Annotated in this window: 22 protein-coding genes and 1 riboswitch; of the genes, 17 read left to right on the forward strand and 5 right to left on the reverse strand. The window is 73.3% G+C overall.

Translation table 11 applies throughout. The features are described 5' to 3' along the window. Positions 1 to 13: 13 nt before the first annotated feature. Entirely contained in the window at positions 14 to 457 is a 444-nt protein-coding gene (locus JUB12_RS12140) for a c-type cytochrome (protein ID WP_205695667.1), read from the reverse strand. A gap of 26 nt (positions 458 to 483) precedes the next feature. Here JUB12_RS12140 and JUB12_RS12145 point away from each other — a divergent pair, with 26 nt between their 5' ends. Continuing rightward, positions 484 to 876: a hypothetical protein gene (locus tag JUB12_RS12145; protein ID WP_205695668.1), complete on the forward strand. Its 393-nt coding sequence runs from the start codon at positions 484 to 486 to the stop codon at positions 874 to 876. Between the two features lie 150 nt (positions 877 to 1026). Further along, positions 1027 to 1515, forward strand: a complete 489-nt coding sequence (locus JUB12_RS12150) for a flavin reductase family protein (RefSeq protein ID WP_205695669.1) — start codon at positions 1027 to 1029, stop codon at positions 1513 to 1515. Here the strand turns inward: JUB12_RS12150 and JUB12_RS12155 are convergent. Together JUB12_RS12155 and JUB12_RS12160 are read right to left on the reverse strand one after the other, a co-directional pair. Beyond that, positions 1505 to 3070: an alkaline phosphatase gene (locus tag JUB12_RS12155; protein ID WP_205695670.1), complete on the reverse strand. Its 1566-nt coding sequence runs from the start codon at positions 3068 to 3070 to the stop codon at positions 1505 to 1507. The two genes, JUB12_RS12150 and JUB12_RS12155, sit on opposite strands and share 11 nt — an antisense overlap. Before the next feature lie 215 nt (positions 3071 to 3285). Further along, complete coding sequence (locus JUB12_RS12160) at positions 3286 to 3729, reverse strand: hypothetical protein (protein ID WP_205695671.1); 444 nt, start codon at positions 3727 to 3729, stop codon at positions 3286 to 3288. Between the two features lie 61 nt (positions 3730 to 3790). Between JUB12_RS12160 and JUB12_RS12165 the strand changes: the two genes are divergently transcribed. The 12 genes from JUB12_RS12165 (at position 3791) to JUB12_RS12220 (ending at position 15465) form a co-directional block, all read left to right on the forward strand. Further along, the gene (locus tag JUB12_RS12165) at positions 3791 to 4156 is read left to right on the forward strand and encodes an NADH-quinone oxidoreductase subunit A (protein WP_205695672.1); all 366 of its coding nucleotides are present in this window, start codon (positions 3791 to 3793) and stop codon (positions 4154 to 4156) included. Between the two features lie 84 nt (positions 4157 to 4240). After that, positions 4241 to 4849 (forward strand): NADH-quinone oxidoreductase subunit B family protein, encoded by a 609-nt coding sequence (locus JUB12_RS12170; protein ID WP_205699763.1) that lies wholly within the window; start codon positions 4241 to 4243, stop codon positions 4847 to 4849. Next, positions 4842 to 5351, forward strand: coding sequence for an NADH-quinone oxidoreductase subunit C (locus JUB12_RS12175; RefSeq protein WP_205695673.1), 510 nt, complete (start codon positions 4842 to 4844; stop codon positions 5349 to 5351). The genes JUB12_RS12170 and JUB12_RS12175 overlap by 8 nt, the downstream gene beginning before the upstream one ends. Further along, positions 5348 to 6628 (forward strand): NADH-quinone oxidoreductase subunit D, encoded by a 1281-nt coding sequence (locus JUB12_RS12180; RefSeq protein ID WP_241004249.1) that lies wholly within the window; start codon positions 5348 to 5350, stop codon positions 6626 to 6628. Before JUB12_RS12175 ends, JUB12_RS12180 begins: the two co-directional genes overlap by 4 nt. Then, positions 6629 to 7297 carry an NAD(P)H-dependent oxidoreductase subunit E gene (locus JUB12_RS12185; RefSeq protein WP_205695674.1) on the forward strand — a complete coding sequence of 223 codons (669 nt, stop codon included), beginning with the start codon at positions 6629 to 6631 and terminating at the stop codon, positions 7295 to 7297. Further along, positions 7294 to 8616, forward strand: a complete 1323-nt coding sequence (gene nuoF, locus JUB12_RS12190; RefSeq protein ID WP_205695675.1) for an NADH-quinone oxidoreductase subunit NuoF — start codon at positions 7294 to 7296, stop codon at positions 8614 to 8616. The genes JUB12_RS12185 and nuoF overlap by 4 nt, the downstream gene beginning before the upstream one ends. Next, positions 8616 to 11126, forward strand: a complete 2511-nt coding sequence (gene nuoG / locus JUB12_RS12195; RefSeq protein ID WP_205695676.1) for an NADH-quinone oxidoreductase subunit NuoG — start codon at positions 8616 to 8618, stop codon at positions 11124 to 11126. Before nuoF ends, nuoG begins: the two co-directional genes overlap by 1 nt. Positions 11127 to 11131: 5 nt before the next feature. After that, positions 11132 to 12166, forward strand: coding sequence for an NADH-quinone oxidoreductase subunit NuoH (gene nuoH, locus JUB12_RS12200; protein ID WP_241004523.1), 1035 nt, complete (start codon positions 11132 to 11134; stop codon positions 12164 to 12166). A gap of 21 nt (positions 12167 to 12187) precedes the next feature. Further along, positions 12188 to 12721 carry an NADH-quinone oxidoreductase subunit NuoI gene (nuoI, locus tag JUB12_RS12205; RefSeq protein ID WP_205695677.1) on the forward strand — a complete coding sequence of 178 codons (534 nt, stop codon included), beginning with the start codon at positions 12188 to 12190 and terminating at the stop codon, positions 12719 to 12721. A 165-nt stretch (positions 12722 to 12886) separates the two neighbouring features. Beyond that, entirely contained in the window at positions 12887 to 13192 is a 306-nt protein-coding gene (locus JUB12_RS12210; RefSeq protein ID WP_205695678.1) for a hypothetical protein, read from the forward strand. 138 nt (positions 13193 to 13330) lie between these two features. Further along, positions 13331 to 14302: an MbnP family copper-binding protein gene (locus tag JUB12_RS12215; RefSeq protein WP_205695679.1), complete on the forward strand. Its 972-nt coding sequence runs from the start codon at positions 13331 to 13333 to the stop codon at positions 14300 to 14302. After that, entirely contained in the window at positions 14299 to 15465 is a 1167-nt protein-coding gene (locus tag JUB12_RS12220) for a methanobactin export MATE transporter MbnM (RefSeq protein ID WP_205695680.1), read from the forward strand. Before JUB12_RS12215 ends, JUB12_RS12220 begins: the two co-directional genes overlap by 4 nt. Here the strand turns inward: JUB12_RS12220 and JUB12_RS12225 are convergent. Then, positions 15446 to 16180: a cobalt-precorrin-6A reductase gene (locus JUB12_RS12225; RefSeq protein ID WP_205695681.1), complete on the reverse strand. Its 735-nt coding sequence runs from the start codon at positions 16178 to 16180 to the stop codon at positions 15446 to 15448. The genes JUB12_RS12220 and JUB12_RS12225 overlap by 20 nt on opposite strands. Continuing rightward, on the reverse strand, positions 16177 to 16944 hold the full coding sequence (cobF, locus tag JUB12_RS12230) for a precorrin-6A synthase (deacetylating) (RefSeq protein ID WP_205695682.1): 768 nt from the start codon (positions 16942 to 16944) through the stop codon (positions 16177 to 16179). The genes JUB12_RS12225 and cobF overlap by 4 nt, the downstream gene beginning before the upstream one ends. A 37-nt stretch (positions 16945 to 16981) precedes the next feature. Here cobF and JUB12_RS12235 point away from each other — a divergent pair, with 37 nt between their 5' ends. The 3 genes from JUB12_RS12235 to JUB12_RS12245 all read left to right on the forward strand — a co-directional run bounded on the left by JUB12_RS12235 (position 16982) and on the right by JUB12_RS12245 (position 18898). After that, complete coding sequence (locus tag JUB12_RS12235) at positions 16982 to 17764, forward strand: formate/nitrite transporter family protein (RefSeq protein WP_205695683.1); 783 nt, start codon at positions 16982 to 16984, stop codon at positions 17762 to 17764. 61 nt (positions 17765 to 17825) lie between these two features. Further along, positions 17826 to 17890: riboswitch (cobalamin riboswitch) on the forward strand. Between the two features lie 56 nt (positions 17891 to 17946). After that, positions 17947 to 18138, forward strand: a complete 192-nt coding sequence (locus JUB12_RS12240; protein ID WP_205695684.1) for a CbtB domain-containing protein — start codon at positions 17947 to 17949, stop codon at positions 18136 to 18138. A 13-nt stretch (positions 18139 to 18151) separates the two neighbouring features. Beyond that, entirely contained in the window at positions 18152 to 18898 is a 747-nt protein-coding gene (locus JUB12_RS12245) for a CbtA family protein (protein WP_205695685.1), read from the forward strand. The last annotated feature ends 6 nt before the right edge of the window (positions 18899 to 18904 follow it).

Consider the following 18904-nt stretch of genomic DNA (forward strand, 5'->3'; position numbering starts at 1 on the left):
CGCGGTGCGGCGGCTAGCCGTTGCCGCCGACCTGGCTGGAGAGGTCGCCCTCGTCCGCCGGGTTGCCGCCCTCGTCGGCCTTGCCGCGGCCGGCGTACTTCGCGACGAACGCCGCGACGGCGTCGGCCTCGCGGCCGACCACGATGTTCTCGGGCATGATCGCGCCGGAGTAGCCGCCGTTGCGGATCGCGTAGAGGACCGAGTCGACCGTCTCCTTGCGGACGTCGAAGTTCGGGCCGTCCGGACGCTCGCGGTCGCGGATCTTCGTCGCGGAGCCCTCGCCCCCGGCCGCGTCCATGGTGTGGCACATCGTGCAGTTGCGCTGGAAGAGCTGCTGGCCCTGCTTGACCATCGCGCTCTCGCCCTGCGGCAGTTCCTGGGGCGGGTTGGACGAACAGGCCGCCAGCGGGACCGACACCGCCACGACCGCGAGGGCGACAAGAGGACGACGCGACATGCGGCCGGGCATCATAGGGGACCTCGATGCGGCGGCTCCTCCCGGTCAGCCTCCTCGCCGCCGCCCTCGCCATGGCGGGCTGCGGCAGCGGTCCCGACTACGTGACGGACCGCGACGGCGTGCTGCGCCTGGAGCTGGACGAGTTCCGGGTGGATCCCGAGTACCTGCGCGTCCGCGAGGGTCGCATTCGCATCATCGCCCGCAACGTCGGACGGCTGACCCACAACGTCGAGGTGCAGTCGATCGAGGAGGAGGAGACCGCGGAGCCCACGCACTACGTCCGCCTCGACACGATGCACCCGGGCGAGCAGGCGGCGGACAACGTCACGCTCGGCCCCGGCAAGTACCGGCTGGTCTGCACGATCGGCAACCACGACGACCTCGGCCAGTACGGCGAGCTCGTCGTCACGCGCCGCTGAGCAGGACCCGGCCCGGGGGCGCCGAACCCCACGGGCAACGCGGGCGCCGGCGCACGCGCCGGCCGCCAACCGCTGTCCCAGCGCGCGGCCGGCGCGACACAACGGCGGCAACCGAGAGCCGGCGCCCGCGTCCCACTACCCTGCGCCGCAGTGGCGGCCACGAGCACCGACCAGGCGCGCTTCCGCGAGGTCATCGGCCACTTCGCCAGCGGCGTCGCGGTCGTCACGGCCCACGGCTCCGACGGTCCCGCCGGGCTCACGACGAACGCCGTCTCGAGCGTCTCGCTGGACCCGCTGCTGCTCCTCGTCTGCTTCGAGCGCTCCTCGCGCACCCTGCCCGTCGTGCGGGAGACCGGCCGCTTCGCGGTCAACGTCCTCGCCGCGGGCCAGGAGGACCTGGCCCGCGTCTTCGCGTCGCGCCGCGTGGCGCGCGAGAAGTTCGAGGGCGTCACGCACGACGTCGCCCACGGGGTCCCCGTGCTCGACGGCGCGCTGGCGTGGCTGGCCTGCGACCTGCAGCAGCTGGTCGAGGCGGGCGACCACGTCATCGGCATCGGCGCCGTGACGCAGATGGACGCCCGCGACGACCTCGAGCCGCTCGTCTTCTACGCGGGCAGCTACCTGCGCGTCACGCCCTGACCGCGCCCGGCTTGCCGCGCTCGGTCACCCACGTCTGCAGCGTGCGACCGGGGGCGGTGTCGGTCAGCACGGTGTCGACGACCCGGTAGTCCGCGGTGAAGCGCCGCGCGGTCAGCGTGCAGCGGACGTAGCCGTGGTGGTTGTCCAGCAGCCGGCGGTGCGGGTTGTTGGCGAGGTCGGGGTCCACCTGCGTGCTGAGGGCGCGGTCGCCGCCGGAGGTGATCGACGTGCCGATGAACTCCGTGGCGACGGGCGCCGCGTCGAGGTGGGCCGGCGAGGGCGGCACGTCGCGGACCTCGTTGACGTGGACGTCGCCCGTGATGACGACGGGGCCGTCGACGGTCGCCAGCGCGTCGGTCACCCGCTGGCGGTCGGCGGCGTAGCCGTCCCACTTGTCGGGGTTGTGGAAGCGCTTGCGCGCCGGGTCGGCGTCCTGGTCCAGCGGCGCGACGGGGACCTGCTGGGCGAGCACGTCCCAGGAGGCGCGCGAGCCGGCCAGGCCGCTGCGCAGCCAGTCCAGCTGGTCGGCGCCCAGGATCGTGCGGCCCTCGCGCAGGGCCTCGGTGCAGAAGCCGCCGTTGGCGTCGGACTCCTGGGGCGGGCAGGCCGGCGGCTGGTCGTCGCGGTGCTGGCGGGTGTCGAGGACGTGGAAGGTCGCCATGGCGCCGTAGGAGACGCGGCGGAAGAGCGGCAGGTCCTTGCCGACGGGCCGCTGGGCGCGGCGCAGCGGCATGTGCTCCCAGTAGGCCTGGTAGGCCGCGGCGCGGCGGGCGGCGAAGACGTCGACCGGGCTGTCGGGGTCGGCCTCGAGGTCGGCGTAGTTGTTCTGCACCTCGTGGTCGTCCCAGGTCACGAGCCACGGCGCGACCGCGTGGGCGGCCTGGAGGTGCGGGTCGGTCTTGTACTGCGCGTGGCGCACGCGGTAGTCGCTGAGCGTCTTGATCTCCGCGGCGGGGGCGTGGGCGCGCGGGCCGGTGCCGCCGGCGCCCTCGTAGATGTAGTCGCCGAGGTGCACGACGAGGTCGAGCTCCTGCTGGGCCATGTCGCGGTAGGCGGCGTACTGGCCGGCCGGGAAGTTCTGGCAGCTCGCGAAGGCGAAGGTCATCGGCCGCCGCGCGCCGGCCACCGGCGCCGTCTTCGTCCGGCCGACCGGGCTGACGTCCCCGCCGACCTTGAAGCGGAAGAAGTACTCGCGGTCGGCGCTGAGGCCGTCGGCCTCGACGTGCACCGTGTGCGCCTCCTCGGGCCGCGCGACGGCGGTGCCCTGGCGCAGGACCTTGCGGAAGCCCGCGTCGGGCGCGATCTCCCAGCGGACCGGCACCGCCTGCGCGGGCATCCCGCCGCTGCCGTCGAGCGCGAGCGGGTCCGGCGCCAGCCGCGTCCACAGCACGACCGAGTGCGCCCACGGGTCGCCCGACGCGACGCCGAGGGAGAACGGGTCGGCGGCGAAGCTCGCGCCGCGAGCGAGCTGGACGCCGGGGAGGAAGAGCGCGGTGGCACCGGCGCCGCCGGCGAGGAGGAGGTGGCGGCGGGAGAGGCGGGTCTGGTCGGCCATGGGCCGCATGCGAGCGGCCCGGGACGTTCACGTGGTTTGCGGGGGTGTGAACCGTCCTGGGTGGGACCGGGGTGGTTTCAGGCGGGCCGCCAAGGGGGTCGAGGGCGCCCACCTCCCACCACCTCCTTCGCGCCTACCCCGCGCCGCGTGACGCCTCGTGCAGCCATGACATGCACGAGGCGTCACGCACCGCAGCGCCTACCCCTCGGACCGCGCTAGACCGTCGGGAACACCCGCGCCGCCAGGAACGCCGTGACGAGCGCCGCGGCCACCATCACGCCCAGCTCGCGCCGCAGGATCGCGGCGACGATCGTCCGCTGGGCGATGTCGTCGAGCTCCCCGACCGCCTGTGCGTCCGGGAGGCCGCGGGCCTCCAGCACCTGCTCGGCCGACGCGATCCGCAGCTGCTCGGCCACGAACCCGACACCGACCGGGAGCAGGACGTAGAGCCAGAACAGGCCGTCGTCGGGTTCGAAGCCGAACGCCGCGAACAGCCCCGCGAGCATCGCGGAGAGGCCCGCCACGACCTGCGCGCCGCGGATGAGGGGCCAGATCCAGCGCGCCGTGTCCACCCGCCACCACAGCCATGCACCGGCCAGGCCGGCGGTCGCGTTCGTGACGAGCACCGCGGCGGCGGCGACCTCGACGGCGGTCTTCACTGTCTCGTGCTCCCTGACACTTTGTGGCTGGTCGGCACAAGCCCGTGGTAGAACGCAGTCAGTGCTGCGCTCCTACCTGCCCGCCCTCGTCTTCATCGCGCTCGGTGCGGGCGTGGGATCGCTCTTCGCCGGACTGAACCGGCTCTTCGGCTACCGCAACAAGCGCAAGCCGACCACCTACCGCGACGACCCGTACGAGTGCGGTCTCCCCTCGGAGATCCAGCAGGGCTTCCGCTTCGGGATCAGCTTCTACCTGATCGCGATGCTCTTCATCCTGTTCGACATCGAGGTCGTCTTCCTCTACCCCGTGGCCGTCCAGCTGAAGGAGTTCGGGACCTTCGCCCTGGTCGAGCTCTCGGTCTTCATCGCCCTGCTCCTCGTCGCCTTCGTGTACGTCTGGCGTCGAGGTGCCCTCGAGTGGCGCTAGAAAGAGTCGTCGATGGCCCAGATCGTCAAGCGTGAGAAGCAGCCGCCGAGCGACTTCCGCGTCAACCAGCTTCGCGCGCGCGACATGCTCCGCGGCGACCTCGAGGGCGAGGACCTCGAGGCGTACGTCCAGTCGCGCATCATCACCACCACCCTCGACAAGGCCGTCTCCTGGGCCCGCGGCAACGCGATCTTCCCGGCGACCTTCGGCCTGGCCTGCTGCGCCATCGAGATGATGAGCATCGTGGCCGCGCGCGTCGACGTCGCGCGCTTCGGCTTCGAGGCCTTCCGCGCGTCCCCGCGCCAGGCCGACCTGCTCATCCTCTCGGGCCGCGTCTCGATCAAGATGGCCCCGGTCGTGCGCCGCGTCTACGACCAGATGCTCGAGCCGAAGTACGCGATCGCGATGGGCGCCTGCGCCTCGTCGCAGGGCGTCTTCAACAACTACGCGGTCGTCCCCGCCGACAAGTTCCTGCCGGTCGACGTCCACGTCCCGGGCTGCCCGCCGCGTCCCGAGTCGCTCATGCACGGGATCCTCAAGCTCCGCGCGATGATCCAGCAGGACCCGTCGATGAACTGGCGCGCCCGCTACGGCGCCGAGCAGACCGTCGAGGTCCTGCCCGAGGACATCGAGCGCTTCGAGCGCGAGGCGGCGGTCAACGTCGCCCAGCCGGGGCAGACGAGCGGTGCCTGACGCCACCGGCCTCGAGCTGCTCGCCGGCGAGCTGCACGACGCGGTCAGCGACTGCGTCGTCGACACCACGCACTTCCGCGGCAAGGGCGCCGTCGAGGTCCAGGCCCAGTCGATCGTCGAGGTCCTCGAGGCGCTGCGCGCCAAGGGCTTCGACTTCCTCGCCTCGGTCCACGGCGTCGACTACCACCCGCACGAGCCGCGCCTGGGCGTCCACTACGAGCTGCTGGACATGCGCGGCCTGGACCGCCTGACGGTGAAGCTCCGCGTCTCGACCGAGGCGCCGCGCGTCCCCTCCGTGACGCCCCGGTGGCCGACCGCCGACCACCAGGAGCGCGAGGTCTACGACTTGTTCGGCGTCGAGTTCGAGGGCCACCCGGACCTGCGCCGCATCCTCATGCCCGAGGACTACGAGGGCTTCCCGCAGCGCCGCGACTTCCCCGTCGGCGGCGAGCCGGTCCTCTTCACCTACAACCAGACCAAGGGCACGGACTACACCCAGTGAGCACCACCGAGCCCGGCACCGACCTGCAGGCCGCCCGCACGGCCTACCGCGAGATGGAGGAGAGCATCGACCTCTCCGCCCAGCTCCACCCCGTCGGCGAGGCGGACCTCGAGTCCGAGCTGCTGACGCTCAACATGGGTCCGCACCACCCGGCCACCCACGGGGTGCTGCGGCTCCTGGTCACGCTCGAGGGCGAGGTCGTCCGCGACCTCAAGCCCATCATCGGCTACGTCCACACCGGCATCGAGAAGACCGCCGAGGACAAGAGCTACTGGAAGGCCATCCCCGTCATCGAGCGGATGGACTACCTGGCGTACTTCTTCAACGCCTACGCCTACTGCGGCGCGGTGGAGACGCTGCTCGAGCTCGAGGTGCCCAAGCGCGCGCAGTACCTGCGCGTGATCCACATGGAGCTCAACCGGATCATGAGCCACCTCGTGTGGCTCGGGACGAGCGCGCTGGACCTCGGCGCGATCTCGATGTTCTGGTACTGCTTCCGCGAGCGCGAGGCGATCCTCGACCTCTTCGAGTACTCGACCGGCGCGCGCATGCACACGCGCTACATCCAGGTCGGCGGCGTGATGGACGAGCCGCCGCGCGGGTGGGCCGAGAAGACGCTGGCCTTCGCCCAGGCGATGCACGAGCGCGTGGACCAGTACGGCGCGCTGCTCAACAAGAACGAGATCCTGCTCCAGCGCCTGCGCGGCGTCTGCCCACTGCCCGAGGAGACGCTGCTCGAGCTCGGCGTCACCGGCCCGCTGCTGCGCGCCGCCGGCAACCCGTGGGACCTGCGCAAGGCGATGCCGTACTGCTCCTACGAGGACTTCGACTTCAAGATCCCGGTCGGCACGCAGGGCGACAACTACGACCGCTACGCCGTGCGCCTGCAGGAGATGAAGGAGTCGGCCAGGATCATCGAGCAGGCCATCCAGGGCCTGCCCGAGGGCCGGCACATCTCCGACGACCGCAAGGTCGCGCTGCCGCCGCGCCATGAGCTCGCCACCTCGATGGAGGCGCTCATCCACCACTTCAAGCTCGTCACCGAGGGCTACCGGGTCCCGCCGGGCGAGGTCTACTTCCCGATCGAGGGCCCGCGCGGCGAGTACGGGTGCTTCGTGCGCTCGGACGGCTCGTCCAAGCCGGCGCGCGTGCACATGCGCGACCCCTCCTTCGTGAACCTGCAGTCGACCTCGGCGATGACGAAGGACGCCTACATCGCGGACCTCATCGCGACGCTGGCGATGATGGACCCGGTGCTCGGAGGGATCGACCGCTAGATGGCCACCACGGACGGCTTCGAGGACGGGCTCGGCCCGGTCCGCCGCTTCGCCCACGGCTCCCGCGTCCCCGGCTGGGACGACGCGGTCGACCTGACCAAGGACCCGCAGGGCATCCCGGACGCGGTCGCGACCGAGGTCCCGCCCGCGCTGCGCGAGCGCATCGAGCTGCTCGTCGAGCGCTACCCCGACAAGCGCTCCGCCGCGATCCCCGCCATGGCCGCCGCCCAGGAGGTCCACGGCTGGATGTCACCGACCGCCTTCCGGCAGGTCGCCGCCGTCCTCCAGGTCACCCCCGCCTACCTCGTCTCCGTCGCGAGCTTCTACGACATGCTCGACACCGAGCCCCGCGGCTCGCGGCGCGTCTACGTCTGCACGAACATCTCGTGCTCCCTGCGCGGCGGGCGCAAGCTGCTCGGTGAGCTGCAGGAGGCCCTCGAGGGCGCCGACGACGTGCAGGTGCGGCCCTTCGAGTGCCTGGGGGCGTGCGACATCGCGCCGATGGCCTCGGTCGAGGGCGTCTTCGTCGGCCCCATCGACGACGGCGAGGTGGGCGAGCTGGCCGAGCAGATCCGCGCCGGCGCCGACCCCCTCCCGGCCAAGCAGCTCGTCAAGCGCGCCTCGGTCGACCCCTCCGCGAACACGAAGGACTGGAGCTCGCAGCCGTGAGCCAGAAGCTGATCTTCCGGGACATCGACGAGCCCGGGCTCAACACGCTCGACGTCTACCGCGCCCGCGGCGGATACGGCGACGTGCTGCGCAAGGCCCTCGCCACCCCGCGCGAGGCGCTCGTCAACGACCTCAAGGCCTCGGGCCTGCGCGGCCGCGGCGGCGCCGGCTTCTCGATGGGCATGAAGGCGTCGTTCATGCCCAAGGGCCAGATGGACAAGTACCTCGTCTGCAACGCCGACGAGTCCGAGCCCGGGACCTTCAAGGACCGCGAGCTGATGCAGAAGAACCCGCATCTGCTCATCGAGGGCATGGTCATCGCGTCCTACGCCATCGGCGCGACCAAGGCGTTCATCTTCATCCGCGGCGAGTACGCCGAGCAGGCCGACGTCCTCGAGGCCGCCGTGGCCGAGGCCCGCGCCGCCGGCCTCGTCGGCGACCGCATCCTGGGCACCGACCACTCGGTCGACCTCTGGGTGCACCGCGGCGCCGGCGCGTACATCTGCGGCGAGGAGACCGCGCTGCTCGACTCGCTCGAGGGCAAGCGCGGCAACCCGCGGCTCAAGCCGCCCTTCCCCGCCAACCAGGGCCTCTACCAGGGCCCGACGCTCATCAACAACGTCGAGACGCTCGCGACGGTGCCGCTCATCCTCGAGCTCGGCGCCGACGAGTACGCGAAGATCGGCGTCGAGGGCTCGACCGGCACGAAGCTCGTCTCCATCTCGGGCAACGTCAAGCGCCCGGGCAACTACGAGATCGAGCTCGGCACGCCCGCGCGCGAGCTCATCTACGGCCTGGCCGGCGGCCCCGAGGACGGGCGCGAGGTCAAGCTGTGGTTCCCGGGCGGGTCGTCGTCGCCGGTCCTGACCAAGGACGACCTCGACCTCCCCTACGACTTCGACACGCTCGCGAAGGCCGGCTCGATGCTCGGCTCCGGCGCGATCATCGTCGTCGACGACACGAACTCCGTGGTCGACGTCTGCCTCTGGCTGGCCGAGTTCTACCGGCACGAGTCGTGCGGCAAGTGCACGCCGTGTCGCGAGGGCACGAACTGGACGGTGAAGATGCTCGAGCGCATCCAGTCCGGCGTCGCCACGCCGATGGACCTCGACATCATGGCCTCGGTCCAGACGCAGATCATGGGCAACTGCCTCTGCGTGCTCGGCGACGCGATGGCGATGCCCGTCGGCTCGATGGTCGAGAAGTTCCGCGACGAGTTCGAGGAGCACCTCGAGCGCGCGCGCATGGCCAACCCGTTCGCGGCCGACGAGCCGCCCAGCGACCCGGCCCTGCCCCTCGTGCAGGGGGCGCTCGTCTAGTGCCCCGCCCCGAGGTCAAGATGGTCACCCTCTCGATCGACGGTCGAGAGGTGCAGGCCCCCGAGAACGCGATGCTCGTCGACGGCGCCAAGTACGGCGACGTCGAGATCCCGGTCTTCTGCTACGAGCCCAAGCTCGGCGCGCCGGTCGGCGCCTGCCGCATGTGCCTCGTCGAGATCGAGGGCATCCCGAAGCTCCAGACCGCGTGCTCCACGCCGGTCAAGGACGGCATGGTCGTCCACACCCAGACCGACCGCGTCAAGCAGGCCCAGCAGGCCGTCGTCGAGTTCCTGCTGATCAACCACCCGCTGGACTGCCCGGTCTGCGACAAGGGCGGCGAGTGCCCCCTGCAGGACATCTCCTTCGGCTGGGGCGGCGGGCGCTCGCGCTTCATCGAGCCCAAGCGCCACTTCCAGAAGCCGCTGGCGCTGTCGCCGCTCATCGCGATCGACCGCGAGCGCTGCATCCTCTGCTACCGCTGCGTGCGCTTCTCGCAGGAGGTCTCCGAGGACTACCAGCTCGTCTTCCAGGAGCGCGGGGCCCACACGTTCGTCGGCACGTTCGACGGCCACCCCTACGTCGCGCCGTTCAGCGGCAACATCGTCGAGCTGTGCCCGGTGGGCGCGCTCACGTCGCAGCCCTACCGCTTCCGCGCCCGCCCGTGGGACATCGAGACGGCGGGCTCGGTCTGCACGCTGTGCCCGTCGCAGTGCAACGTCCAGTTCACCGTCCGCGACGAGCGCGTCCTGCGCGTCAACTCGCGCGACCACGACGGCGTCGACGACGGCTGGCTGTGCGACAAGGGCCGCTTCGGCTACCAGTCCGTGCACGTCGACGAGCGCATCACGCGCCCGATGGTGCGCGACGGCGGCGAGCTGCGCGAGGTCTCCTGGGAGCGCGCGCTGGACGACGCGGCCGCGGCGCTCAAGCGCGCGGGCTCGCGTGCGGCGGCGCTCGTCGGCGGCGAGGCCACCAACGAGGAGGGCTTCCTCGTCCAGCGCATCGTCCGCGAGGCGCTGGGCTCCCCCGACCTGGACTCGCGCACGCACGAGACGGTCTCCCGCGAGGCACTGGCCGCGCTGCACGCGCCGGCGCTCCAGGCGTCGGTCCCGGACCTCGAGTTCGCCCACGCGGTGCTCGTCCTCGGCACCGAGCCGGTCGACGAGTCGCCGATCCTCGACCTGCGCCTGCGCAAGGGCGTGCGCCGCCGCGGCGTGCAGCTCGCCGTCGCCACGGCGCGCCCGTCGTCGCTGGACCCCAACGCGAAGGCGATCGCCCGCTTCGCCCCCGGGGGCGAGGGCGCGTTCGTCGAGGCGCTGGCCGCCGCGATGTTCGGCGGCGACGTCGACGGCCCGGCCGCCCGTGCGGGTGCGGCGCCCGAGGCCGTCGCGGGCATCGCCGAGCTCCTGCGCACCGCTGGTGAGGACCTCGTCGTCCTCTACGGCGAGCGCGTGCTGCGCGGCGGCGACGCCGTGGCCGCCGCCCTGCTGAAGGTCGCCGGCGGGCTCAACGTCCGCGACCGCGAGGGCGCCGGCCTGCTCGCCGTCCCGGCCGCGACGAACGCGCGCGGCCTGCGCGAGGTGGGCGTCCTGCCGGACGCCGGCCCGGGCCTCGGCGCGATCGCCGCGCCCGGCCGTGGGGCCGCCGGCATCGCCGCGGCCGCGGCGGGCGGCGAGGTCCCGGCCCTGTGGCTCGTGGGCAGCGACCCGCTCGTCTCGCACGACGACCGCCGCACCTGGGAGCAGGCGCTCGAGCGGACCACCACCGTCATCGCCCACGCCGGCTTCCTCACCGAGGGGCTGCGCGACCACGCGACGATCGTCTTCCCGGCCGACAGCTACGCGGAGAAGGAGGGCACGGTCGTGCACCCCGACGGCCGCGTCCAGCGCCTGCGGCCGTCGATCGCCCGCCAGGGCCAGGTCCGGCCGGGCTGGTGGGTGCTCAAGGAGCTCGCCGAGCGCCTCGGCCTCGACCTGCGCGCGTGGCACGGCCCCGCCGTCTCCCAGCAGGTCTTCGACGCCGTCCCGTTCTACGCCGGGCTGACGCTCGACGTGCTGGGCGGCAAGGGCGCGCGCTGGCCCGAGGGCGAGGCCGCCGCGGCGTGGCCCGAGGCCGACGCCCCGTCGGTCTCGTCGACCACGGACGCGGTGCCGTCGGCCAACGGCCGCCTGCGCCTCGGCACCTTCCGCTCGATCTGGGCGGGCCCGGAGGTCGAGGTCTCCCCCGCGCTGAAGTTCCTCGTCCCCAAGCCGCGCGCCGAGCTGTCGCCCGACGACGCCCGCCGCCTGGGCATCGCCGACGGCGAGCGCGTGACCGTCGGCGGCGTCCACGCCACGGCGGCGGTCCGGGCGACCGTGCCGGCCGGCAGCGTCTTCGTCGAGGGCAACCGCATCAGCGGCCCGCTGGTCGAGGTCGCCGGGCGCGCCGACTGGAAGGTGCCCGCGGGCGCCGCGGCCGCCCTCGGGGCGGACGACGCACCGAGCGCCGAGCAGGCAGGATCCGAGGCGTGAGCTCCATGGTCGGGCCCCTCGCCGAGGTCGGCTACTACGAGGCCTGGTGGATCCAGGTCGTCAAGTCGATCGCCGTGTTCTTCGTGCTGCTGAACCTGCAGCCGATCATCATCGTCGGCGAGCGCAAGATCCTCGGGCGCTTCCAGGGCCGCTACGGGCCCAACCGCGTCGGCCCGTACGGCCTGCTCCAGCCGATGGCGGAGATCGTGAAGTTCGCCACCAAGGAGAACTTCCGCCCCCGCACGTCGATCGGCTGGCTCTTCGCGCTGGCCCCGGTCGTGTCGATCATGACCGCGATCGGCGCGCTCGCGATCGTGCCGTTCGGCGACACGCAGGACATCTTCGGCACCGAGGTCGGGCTCTACGGCCTCGACGTCTCCATCGGGCCGCTCTACCTCTTCGCGATGGGCGCGATCGCCTTCTACGGGATCATGCTCGGCGGCTGGGCCTCGGGCTCGAAGTACTCGTTCCTGGGCTCGATGCGCGCCGCAGCGCAGCTCATCTCCTACGAGGTCTCGCAGGGCCTGGCGCTGGTCGGCGTCGTCATGCAGGCCGGGACGCTCTCGCTCGTCGGGATCGTCGAGGCCCAGCAGGACTACGGGCTCTGGTACATCGTCCCGCAGTTCGTCGGCTTCCTGATCTTCCTCACGGCGTCCTTCGCCGAGACCAACCGCGCGCCGTTCGACCTCGTCGAGGCCGACGCGGAGCTCGTCGGCGGCTACTTCACCGAGTACGGCGGCGGCCGCATGGTCGCCTACCTGTTCGCCGAGTACATGAACATGTGCGTGGTCTCCCTGATCACGGTCACGCTGTTCCTCGGCGGCTGGCACCTGCCCTTCGGCATCGACGCACCCGGCTGGCTCGACCCGTTCGTCGTGCTCGGCAAGGCGTCGCTGTTCCTCATCTTCTTCTTCTGGATCCGGGCGACGCTGCCGCGCCTGCGCTACGACCAGCTCATGTCGTTCGGCTGGAAGGTCCTCCTGCCGCTGGCGACGCTCAACGCGCTGGTGACCGCGGTGCTGGTCGTCGAGCCCTGGTAGACCCAAGGACGGAACTTCCCCATGACCTGGCCTCCCTCCCCCGACGAGCTGCACGTCGTCACCGCGCCCAAGCCGGGCGGGGCCGGCGGCTTCTACCGCGCGTTCGGCGAGACGCTGCGCGGCCTGAAGACGACCTTCGGCCGCGTGGTCGAGGGCGTGCACACGATCCAGTACCCCGAGGAGAAGGTGCCGGTCTACCCCCGCTTCCGGGGCCGTCACCGCCTGCACCGCTTCGAGGACACCGGCCTGGAGAAGTGCGTCGGCTGCTCGCTGTGCGCCGCCGCCTGCCCGGCCGACTGCATCCGCGTCGTCGCCGCCGAGAACACCCCGGACGACCGCGTGTCGGCCGGCGAGCGCTACGCCGCGGTCTACGAGATCAACCTCTCGCGCTGCATCTTCTGCGGCTACTGCGAGGTCGCGTGCCCGTTCGACGCGATCACGATGGGCCACGACTACGAGATGTCGGACTACAACCGCAGCGACCTCATCTTCACCAAGGAGATGCTGCTCGCGGAGCCGTTCGAGCGCACGCCGCTGCGCTCCGAGGGCGAGTAGCCCGCTCTCGGCCCGGCGTCCTCGGCGCCGGCGCGACCCCGCGACGCTGAGTGGGGACCCGCGCTCGCCATGCGAGCGCAAGTCCCCACTCACGACCACGCGCCCTCCCGCTCGGCGCGAGCCGCTCGCCCTGTCGCAGATCGACTGCTAGGTTCGCCGCGCCTGATGCGCGGGCGGATGCTCAAGCTGGCCGGGGTCGTCCTGGTCGTGGCGCTGCTGGCCATGGCCGGCGCGCTGCTCGCCGCGCTGCCCGCGCTGGTCCTCTTCGCCGCGCTCGCGGCGCGGTGGTTCCCGGGCGAGCGGACCGTCCAGCGGTGGCGCGCCGCGCTGCGGCGCCACCGCAAGCGCACGGCGGTCGCGGTCGTCCGCGTGCCCCGGCGCGCGATCCGCGCCCTGCGCGCGGCCGGCACGCCGCTCCTCGCGCTGCACCTCGCGAGCCGGCCGCCGCCGGCGGGCGCCTGCGCCCGCTGAGCGACCGCCGCACACCGCCACCCGGAACGACGGCGTCGACTCGGCCTGCACGAGACGGCGGGGCCACCCCCGCCGCGGCCACGCCGTGCACGCCCGTGCACGGCCGTTCGACCCACCTTCCGAGAGGACCAGAAGACCATGCAGCTCGTCCGTCCCGGCACGCCCGCTCTGGGCGTCGCCGCCATCCTCGCCGCGCTCGCGGCGGCGCCCGCCCAGGGCCACACGCCCTCCACCTCCACCTCCACCACCACCAGCACCACACCGGCCACCCCCAGGACCCAGGCGGTCGACCTCCGGTTCGCCGCCGTGGCGGGCGACGCCCCGGTGCGCTGCGCCACGGCGATCCCCGGCCTCGGCACGTCCGGGGCCGCCGCGCAGCTCACCGACCTGCGCTTCTACGTCTCCGACGTGCGCCTCGTGCGCGCCGACGGCCGCGCCGTCCCGGTCAAGCTCGCCAAGGACAACGCGTTCCGCACGTCGCGGGGCGGCCAGGGCGTCACGCTGATCGACCTCGAGGACGGCAAGGGCGCCTGCGCCGAGGAGGGCACCGCGGCGACGAACGCGTCCGTGCGCGGGACCGTCCCGCGCGGGCGCTACACCGGCGTGCGCTGGACCGTCGGCCTCCCGCCGGCGCTCAACCACTCAGACGTCGTCGGCGCGCCGGCGCCGCTGACGAGCGCCGCCATGGCCTGGTCGTGGCAGTTCGGGCGCAAGTTCCTGAAGGTCGAGCTGTCCGACGCGGGCTCCGGCCCGGCGCCGTGGGCGGCGCGGACGTCCTACGTCCACCTCGGCAGCAGCGGCTGCGTCGGTGACCCCGCGGCCGGCGAGCAGACCGTGTGCCGGGCGGCCAACCGCGCGTCCGTGCGGCTGAAGCGCTTCGACCCGCGCAAGCAGCGCGTCGCCTTCGACGTGCGCCGGCTCGTCGCCGGCGTCGACCTGGCCGCCAAGGACGGCGGCGGGGCTCCCGGCTGCATGTCGGGCCCGACCGACCCGGAGTGCGGCAGCGTGCTGGGCGCGCTGGGCGTGGAGTGGCGGCCCGACGGCAGCGGCAGCGGCGCGTCGCCGACGGCCGCGGCCACGCAGACCGTCTTCCGCCCGATCGGCCGATGACCCGCCGGCGGCGCGGGCGCGCCGCCGTGCCGGTGCTGGCGTCGGCGGCCCTCGCCCTCGTGGCGTGGGCCGTCGTCGCCGACGCCCGGCCCAGCGCGCCCTGGACCTGGAAGCTCCCGAAGGGCTTCCCGACGCCGAAGGTCCCGGCGACCAACCCGATGTCCAAGGAGAAGGTGGAGCTCGGCCGGCGCCTGTTCCACGACACGCGGCTGTCGGGCAACGGCACGCAGTCGTGCGCGAGCTGCCACCGCCAGGAGCTCGCCTTCACCGACGGCCGGGGCCAGGCGGTCGGCTCGACCGGCGAGACGCACCCCCGCGGCGCGCAGTCGCTGGTCAACGTCGCCTACCAGCAGACGCTCACGTGGGCCAACCCCGCGCTGACGTCGCTCGAGCGCCAGATGGAGGTGCCGCTCTTCGGCAGGCACCCCGTCGAGATGGGGATCACGGACCGCAACCGCGGCGCCGTCCTCAAGCGCCTGCGCCGGGACCCCTGGTACCGCGCGCGGTTCCCCAAGGCGTTCCCCGGGTCCAAGCAGCCGCTGTCGTACACGACGGTCATCCGCTCGATCGCCGCGTTCCAGCGCAGCATCGTCTCGGCGAACTCGCGGCTGGACCGTGCCCGGCGCGGCGAGCTGGTGATGACGGGGCCGGAGCGCCGCGGCCTCGCGCTGTTCAACGGCGAGCGGGCCGAGTGCCACCACTGCCACGGCTCGTTCATCTTCAACGACCAGGCCACGTACGCGGGCGCGCCGCCGGCCAGGCCGCTGTTCCACAACAACGGCCTCTACAACCTCGGCGGCACCGGCGCCTACCCCGAGCCGAACACCGGGATCTTCGAGTTCACCGGCCGTCGGACCGACATGGGCCGCTTCAAGGCCCCGTCGCTGCGCAACGTCGGGCTGACCGCGCCCTACATGCACGACGGGTCCATCACGACCCTGCGTGAGGTCGTCGAGCACTACCGGGCCGGTGGGCGCACCATCGTCGACGGGCCGCTGGCGGGCGACGGGCGGGCGAACCCGAACAAGAGCCCGAACGTCCCCGGGCTCGCGCTGAGCGACCAGGACGTGACCGACCTCGTCGCCTTCCTCGAGTCGCTCACCGACCGGTCCGTCACGACGAACCCCCGGTTCTCCGACCCGTTCAGGACCCGGGGCCGGTGACCCAGGCGACGGCCTCGTCGAGCGTCGCCACCGTCCGCAGGCCGGCGGGCAGCGCCGGCCGGCGGACGACGAGCACGGCGACGCCGAGCTCGCGCGCCGCGTCGAGCTTCGCGCGGGCGCCGGCGCCGCCGGCGTCGCGCGTGACGACGAGGTCGATCGCGTGGCGCTCGAGCAGCGCGCGCTCGGCGGCGAGGTCGTAGGGGCCGCGGTCCAGGACGACGTCGTGCTGCGGTGGCAGCGGCGGGTCGGGGCGCTCGATCGCGCGGACGAGGAACCAGGCGTGGTCGACGCCGGCGAAGGCGACGACGTGCTGGCGGCCGAGGGCGAGCAGCACGCGTGCGCCCTCCGGGATGGCCCGTGCGGCCCCCTCCAGGTCGTCCACCCACCTCCAGCGGTCGCCGGGCGCCGGGTTCCAGCCGGGGCGCTCGAGGCGCAGGAGCGGCGTGCCGGTCGCCCCGCAGGCGGCCGCCGCCCGCGCGGTGATCTGCGACGCGAACGGGTGCGTCGCGTCGACGACCGCCCGGACGTCCCCGTCGCGCAGGAACGCCGCGAGGCCGTCCGCGCCGCCGAAACCGCCGACCCGGACGGCGCCGGCTGGGAGGCGCGGCGCGCTCGTGCGGCCGGCGAGCGCGCTGACGACGGCGACACCCTCGCGGTGCAGCGCCTCGGCGAGCTCGCGCGCCTCGGCGGTGCCGCCGAGGACGAGGACGGTCATCGCCCGGAGCCGCGGCGCCGGCGCAGGAGGTACGTGTCGAACATCCAGCCCTTGCGCTGCGCCGCCTCCGCGCGCACGCGCGCGGCCTCCTCGCCGGCCTGGGGCAGCGGGCCGCGGACGAGCAGCTCGTCGGGCCGGCCGAGGTAGGCGCCCCACAGCAGCTCGACGCCCTCCTCCTGCACCTCGCGGAAGCGCAGGTCGGGGTCGAGCAGCACGACGACGTCGTCGGCGCCGTCGGGCAGGCCGTCGGCGAGGCGCCGGCCGGTCGTGACGAGCACCGAGCCGCCGACGCGGTTGAGGCCGGTGCGGTGGGCGGCGACGAGCGCGCTCGCGGCGCTGATGCCGGGGACGACGTGGACGTCGAGCTCGAGGTCCTCGACACCCTCGAGGACCCCGAGCGTCGAGTCGTAGAGCGCCGGGTCGCCCCAGGCGAGGATGGCGACGCGCGCGTCGTCCCCCGCGGCACGCAGGGCGTCGGCGAGCTTCGCCGAGCGCGCCGCCCGCCACGCGGCGACCGCCGCCCGCTGCTGCGCCGGGTCCGCCGCCCGCCCCCGCGGCGCGTCCTCGAGCTCGACGAGCCTGGCCCGCCAGTCGCCGCCGACGTGGCGGTCCAGGACCTCCGCGCGGGTGTCGACGAGCTCGGCGGTCTCGTCGCGCTTGACCCACACGACGTAGGCGTCGGCCGCGCGCAGGGCCTGCACCGCCTCGACGGTCACCTGGTCGGGGTTGCCCGGGCCGATCCCGACGACGTCCACGCGGCGCACGACGGGCGAGGCTACCGACGCCGGGTAGCGCCCCCGGGTGAGCGGCCGCGACCCCGACGACATCTACGACGAGAGCACCGACGAAGGCGAGCGCCGGCTGAGCCGGGGGACGACGGCCCTCGCCGCCACCGGCGTGGTGGGCGGCGTGGACGTCATGCTCGGCATCCTCGCCCTGACCGTCGTCAGCGGCGCCCTCCACGTGGCGGTCCCCGCGGAGATCGCCCACGTCGGCGGCTCGCTGGTCTTCGGGATCGGCCTGGTGCTCATCGTGGTCGGTCGCTCCGAGCTGTTCACCGAGAACTTCCTCGTGCCGGTGGCCGCGGTGCTGCGCCGCCGCCGCGGGCCGGCCAGCCTCGCGCGACTGTGGGCGGTGACGTTCGTGGCGAACGTCGCGGGGCTCCTGCTGCTGGCGGCGATCTTCACGCGCGCGGGCCTCGTCCCGCCCGAGTCGCTCGACGCGGCCGGCACGATCGCCGACACCTTCGCCGACCGCGACATGGTCGCGGCGAGCCTCAGCGCCGTCGTCGCCGGCACCGTGATGACGCTCTTCACGTGGCTCACCCACGCGGTGCAGACCGACATCGCCCGCATCCTCATCGCGATGCTCATCGGCTTCCTCCTGGCCGCGCCGAGCCTCAACCACGCCGTCGTCTCGGTCGGGGAGATGGCGTTCGGCATCTTCGCCGGCACGGCCGACAGCGCCGACATGGGCGACCTGGCGCAGAACCTCCCGCTCGCGGTCCTCGGCAACCTGGCCGGCGGCCTGCTCCTCGTCACCCTCACGCGGGTGCTCCAGGTCCGCGGCGAACCGGCGGGCTGACGCCGCCGTGGCGCGGCGCCACGGCGGCGTGTAGGGTCCCGACCCTTCCGCACGACGACGCGAGGAAGCCGGTGCAAGTCCGGCACGGTCGCGCCACGGTGACCCGCCAAGGGAAGTCCGAGACTCGTCCGTCGTGTGCCCATCGTCCGGGGACGCTCGATCCCCGTAGGAGGCTCACCACCGTGGACCACACCACCACCGCCCCGACCCCGATCCCGCTCAAGGACCTCCGTCCGGCGCTGATCGTGGCGTTCGCCGCGCTGCTCGGCATCTTCCTCATGGCGTTCGACCAGGGCGCGGTCTCGCAGACCGGCCTCTGGCTCCACGAGGTCATGCACGACGGCCGGCACCTGCTCGGCGTCCCCTGCCACTAGGCAGCTCGGTGACATGGTCTTCCCGCTGATCAAGCGGGGGCTCGTCGCAGGCGCCATCGGCGGCCTGCTCGCCGGCGTGTTCGCGTTCTTCGTGGGCGAGCCGCTGGTCCAGGACGCGATCGACATCGAGGAGGCCGGCTCGGCCTCCGCGGCGCTGACGCCCGTGCTCGCGCACATCTCGGACTGGTCGGTCAGCCGGGGCGAGCAGCGCGGCGGCCTCTTCCTGGCGACGATCCTCTACGGCACGTGCTTCGGCGCGCTCTTCGCGCTGGTCTTCGCCGTCGTCCGCGGCCGCATGGCCGCCCGCGACGACTGGCAGCTGTCCACGCGGCTGGCCGGGCTGCTCTTCGTGGCCCTCGTCCTGCTGCCGTTCCTCAAGTACCCGGCCAACCCGCCGGCGGTGGGCGACCCCGAGACGATCAACGAGCGCACGTGGCAGTACCTCGCGATGCTCGCGGGCGGCATCTTCGCCCTGCTGGCCGCCTACCGGGTGCGCAACGCCGTGGCCGACGACGCGCCGTGGAAGCGGCCGGTCGCGGCCGGCGCGACGTTCCTCGCGCTGGCGGCGGTGCTCTACCTCGGCATGCCGAAGCTCGACGAGGTCCCGGCCGACTTCCCGCCGACGCTGCTGTGGGAGTTCCGCCTCAGCGCGCTCGGGACGCAGGCGATCCTGTGGGCGGGCCTGGGGACGGCGTACGGGATCCTCTCGCTGCGGGCGGCGCGCGCGGGTGCGCGGGCGCCGATGGCCGAGCCGGCCTGAGCGGCG

It is taken from the genome of Conexibacter sp. SYSU D00693 (assembly GCF_017084525.1).
Classification (GTDB): domain Bacteria; phylum Actinomycetota; class Thermoleophilia; order Solirubrobacterales; family Solirubrobacteraceae; genus Baekduia.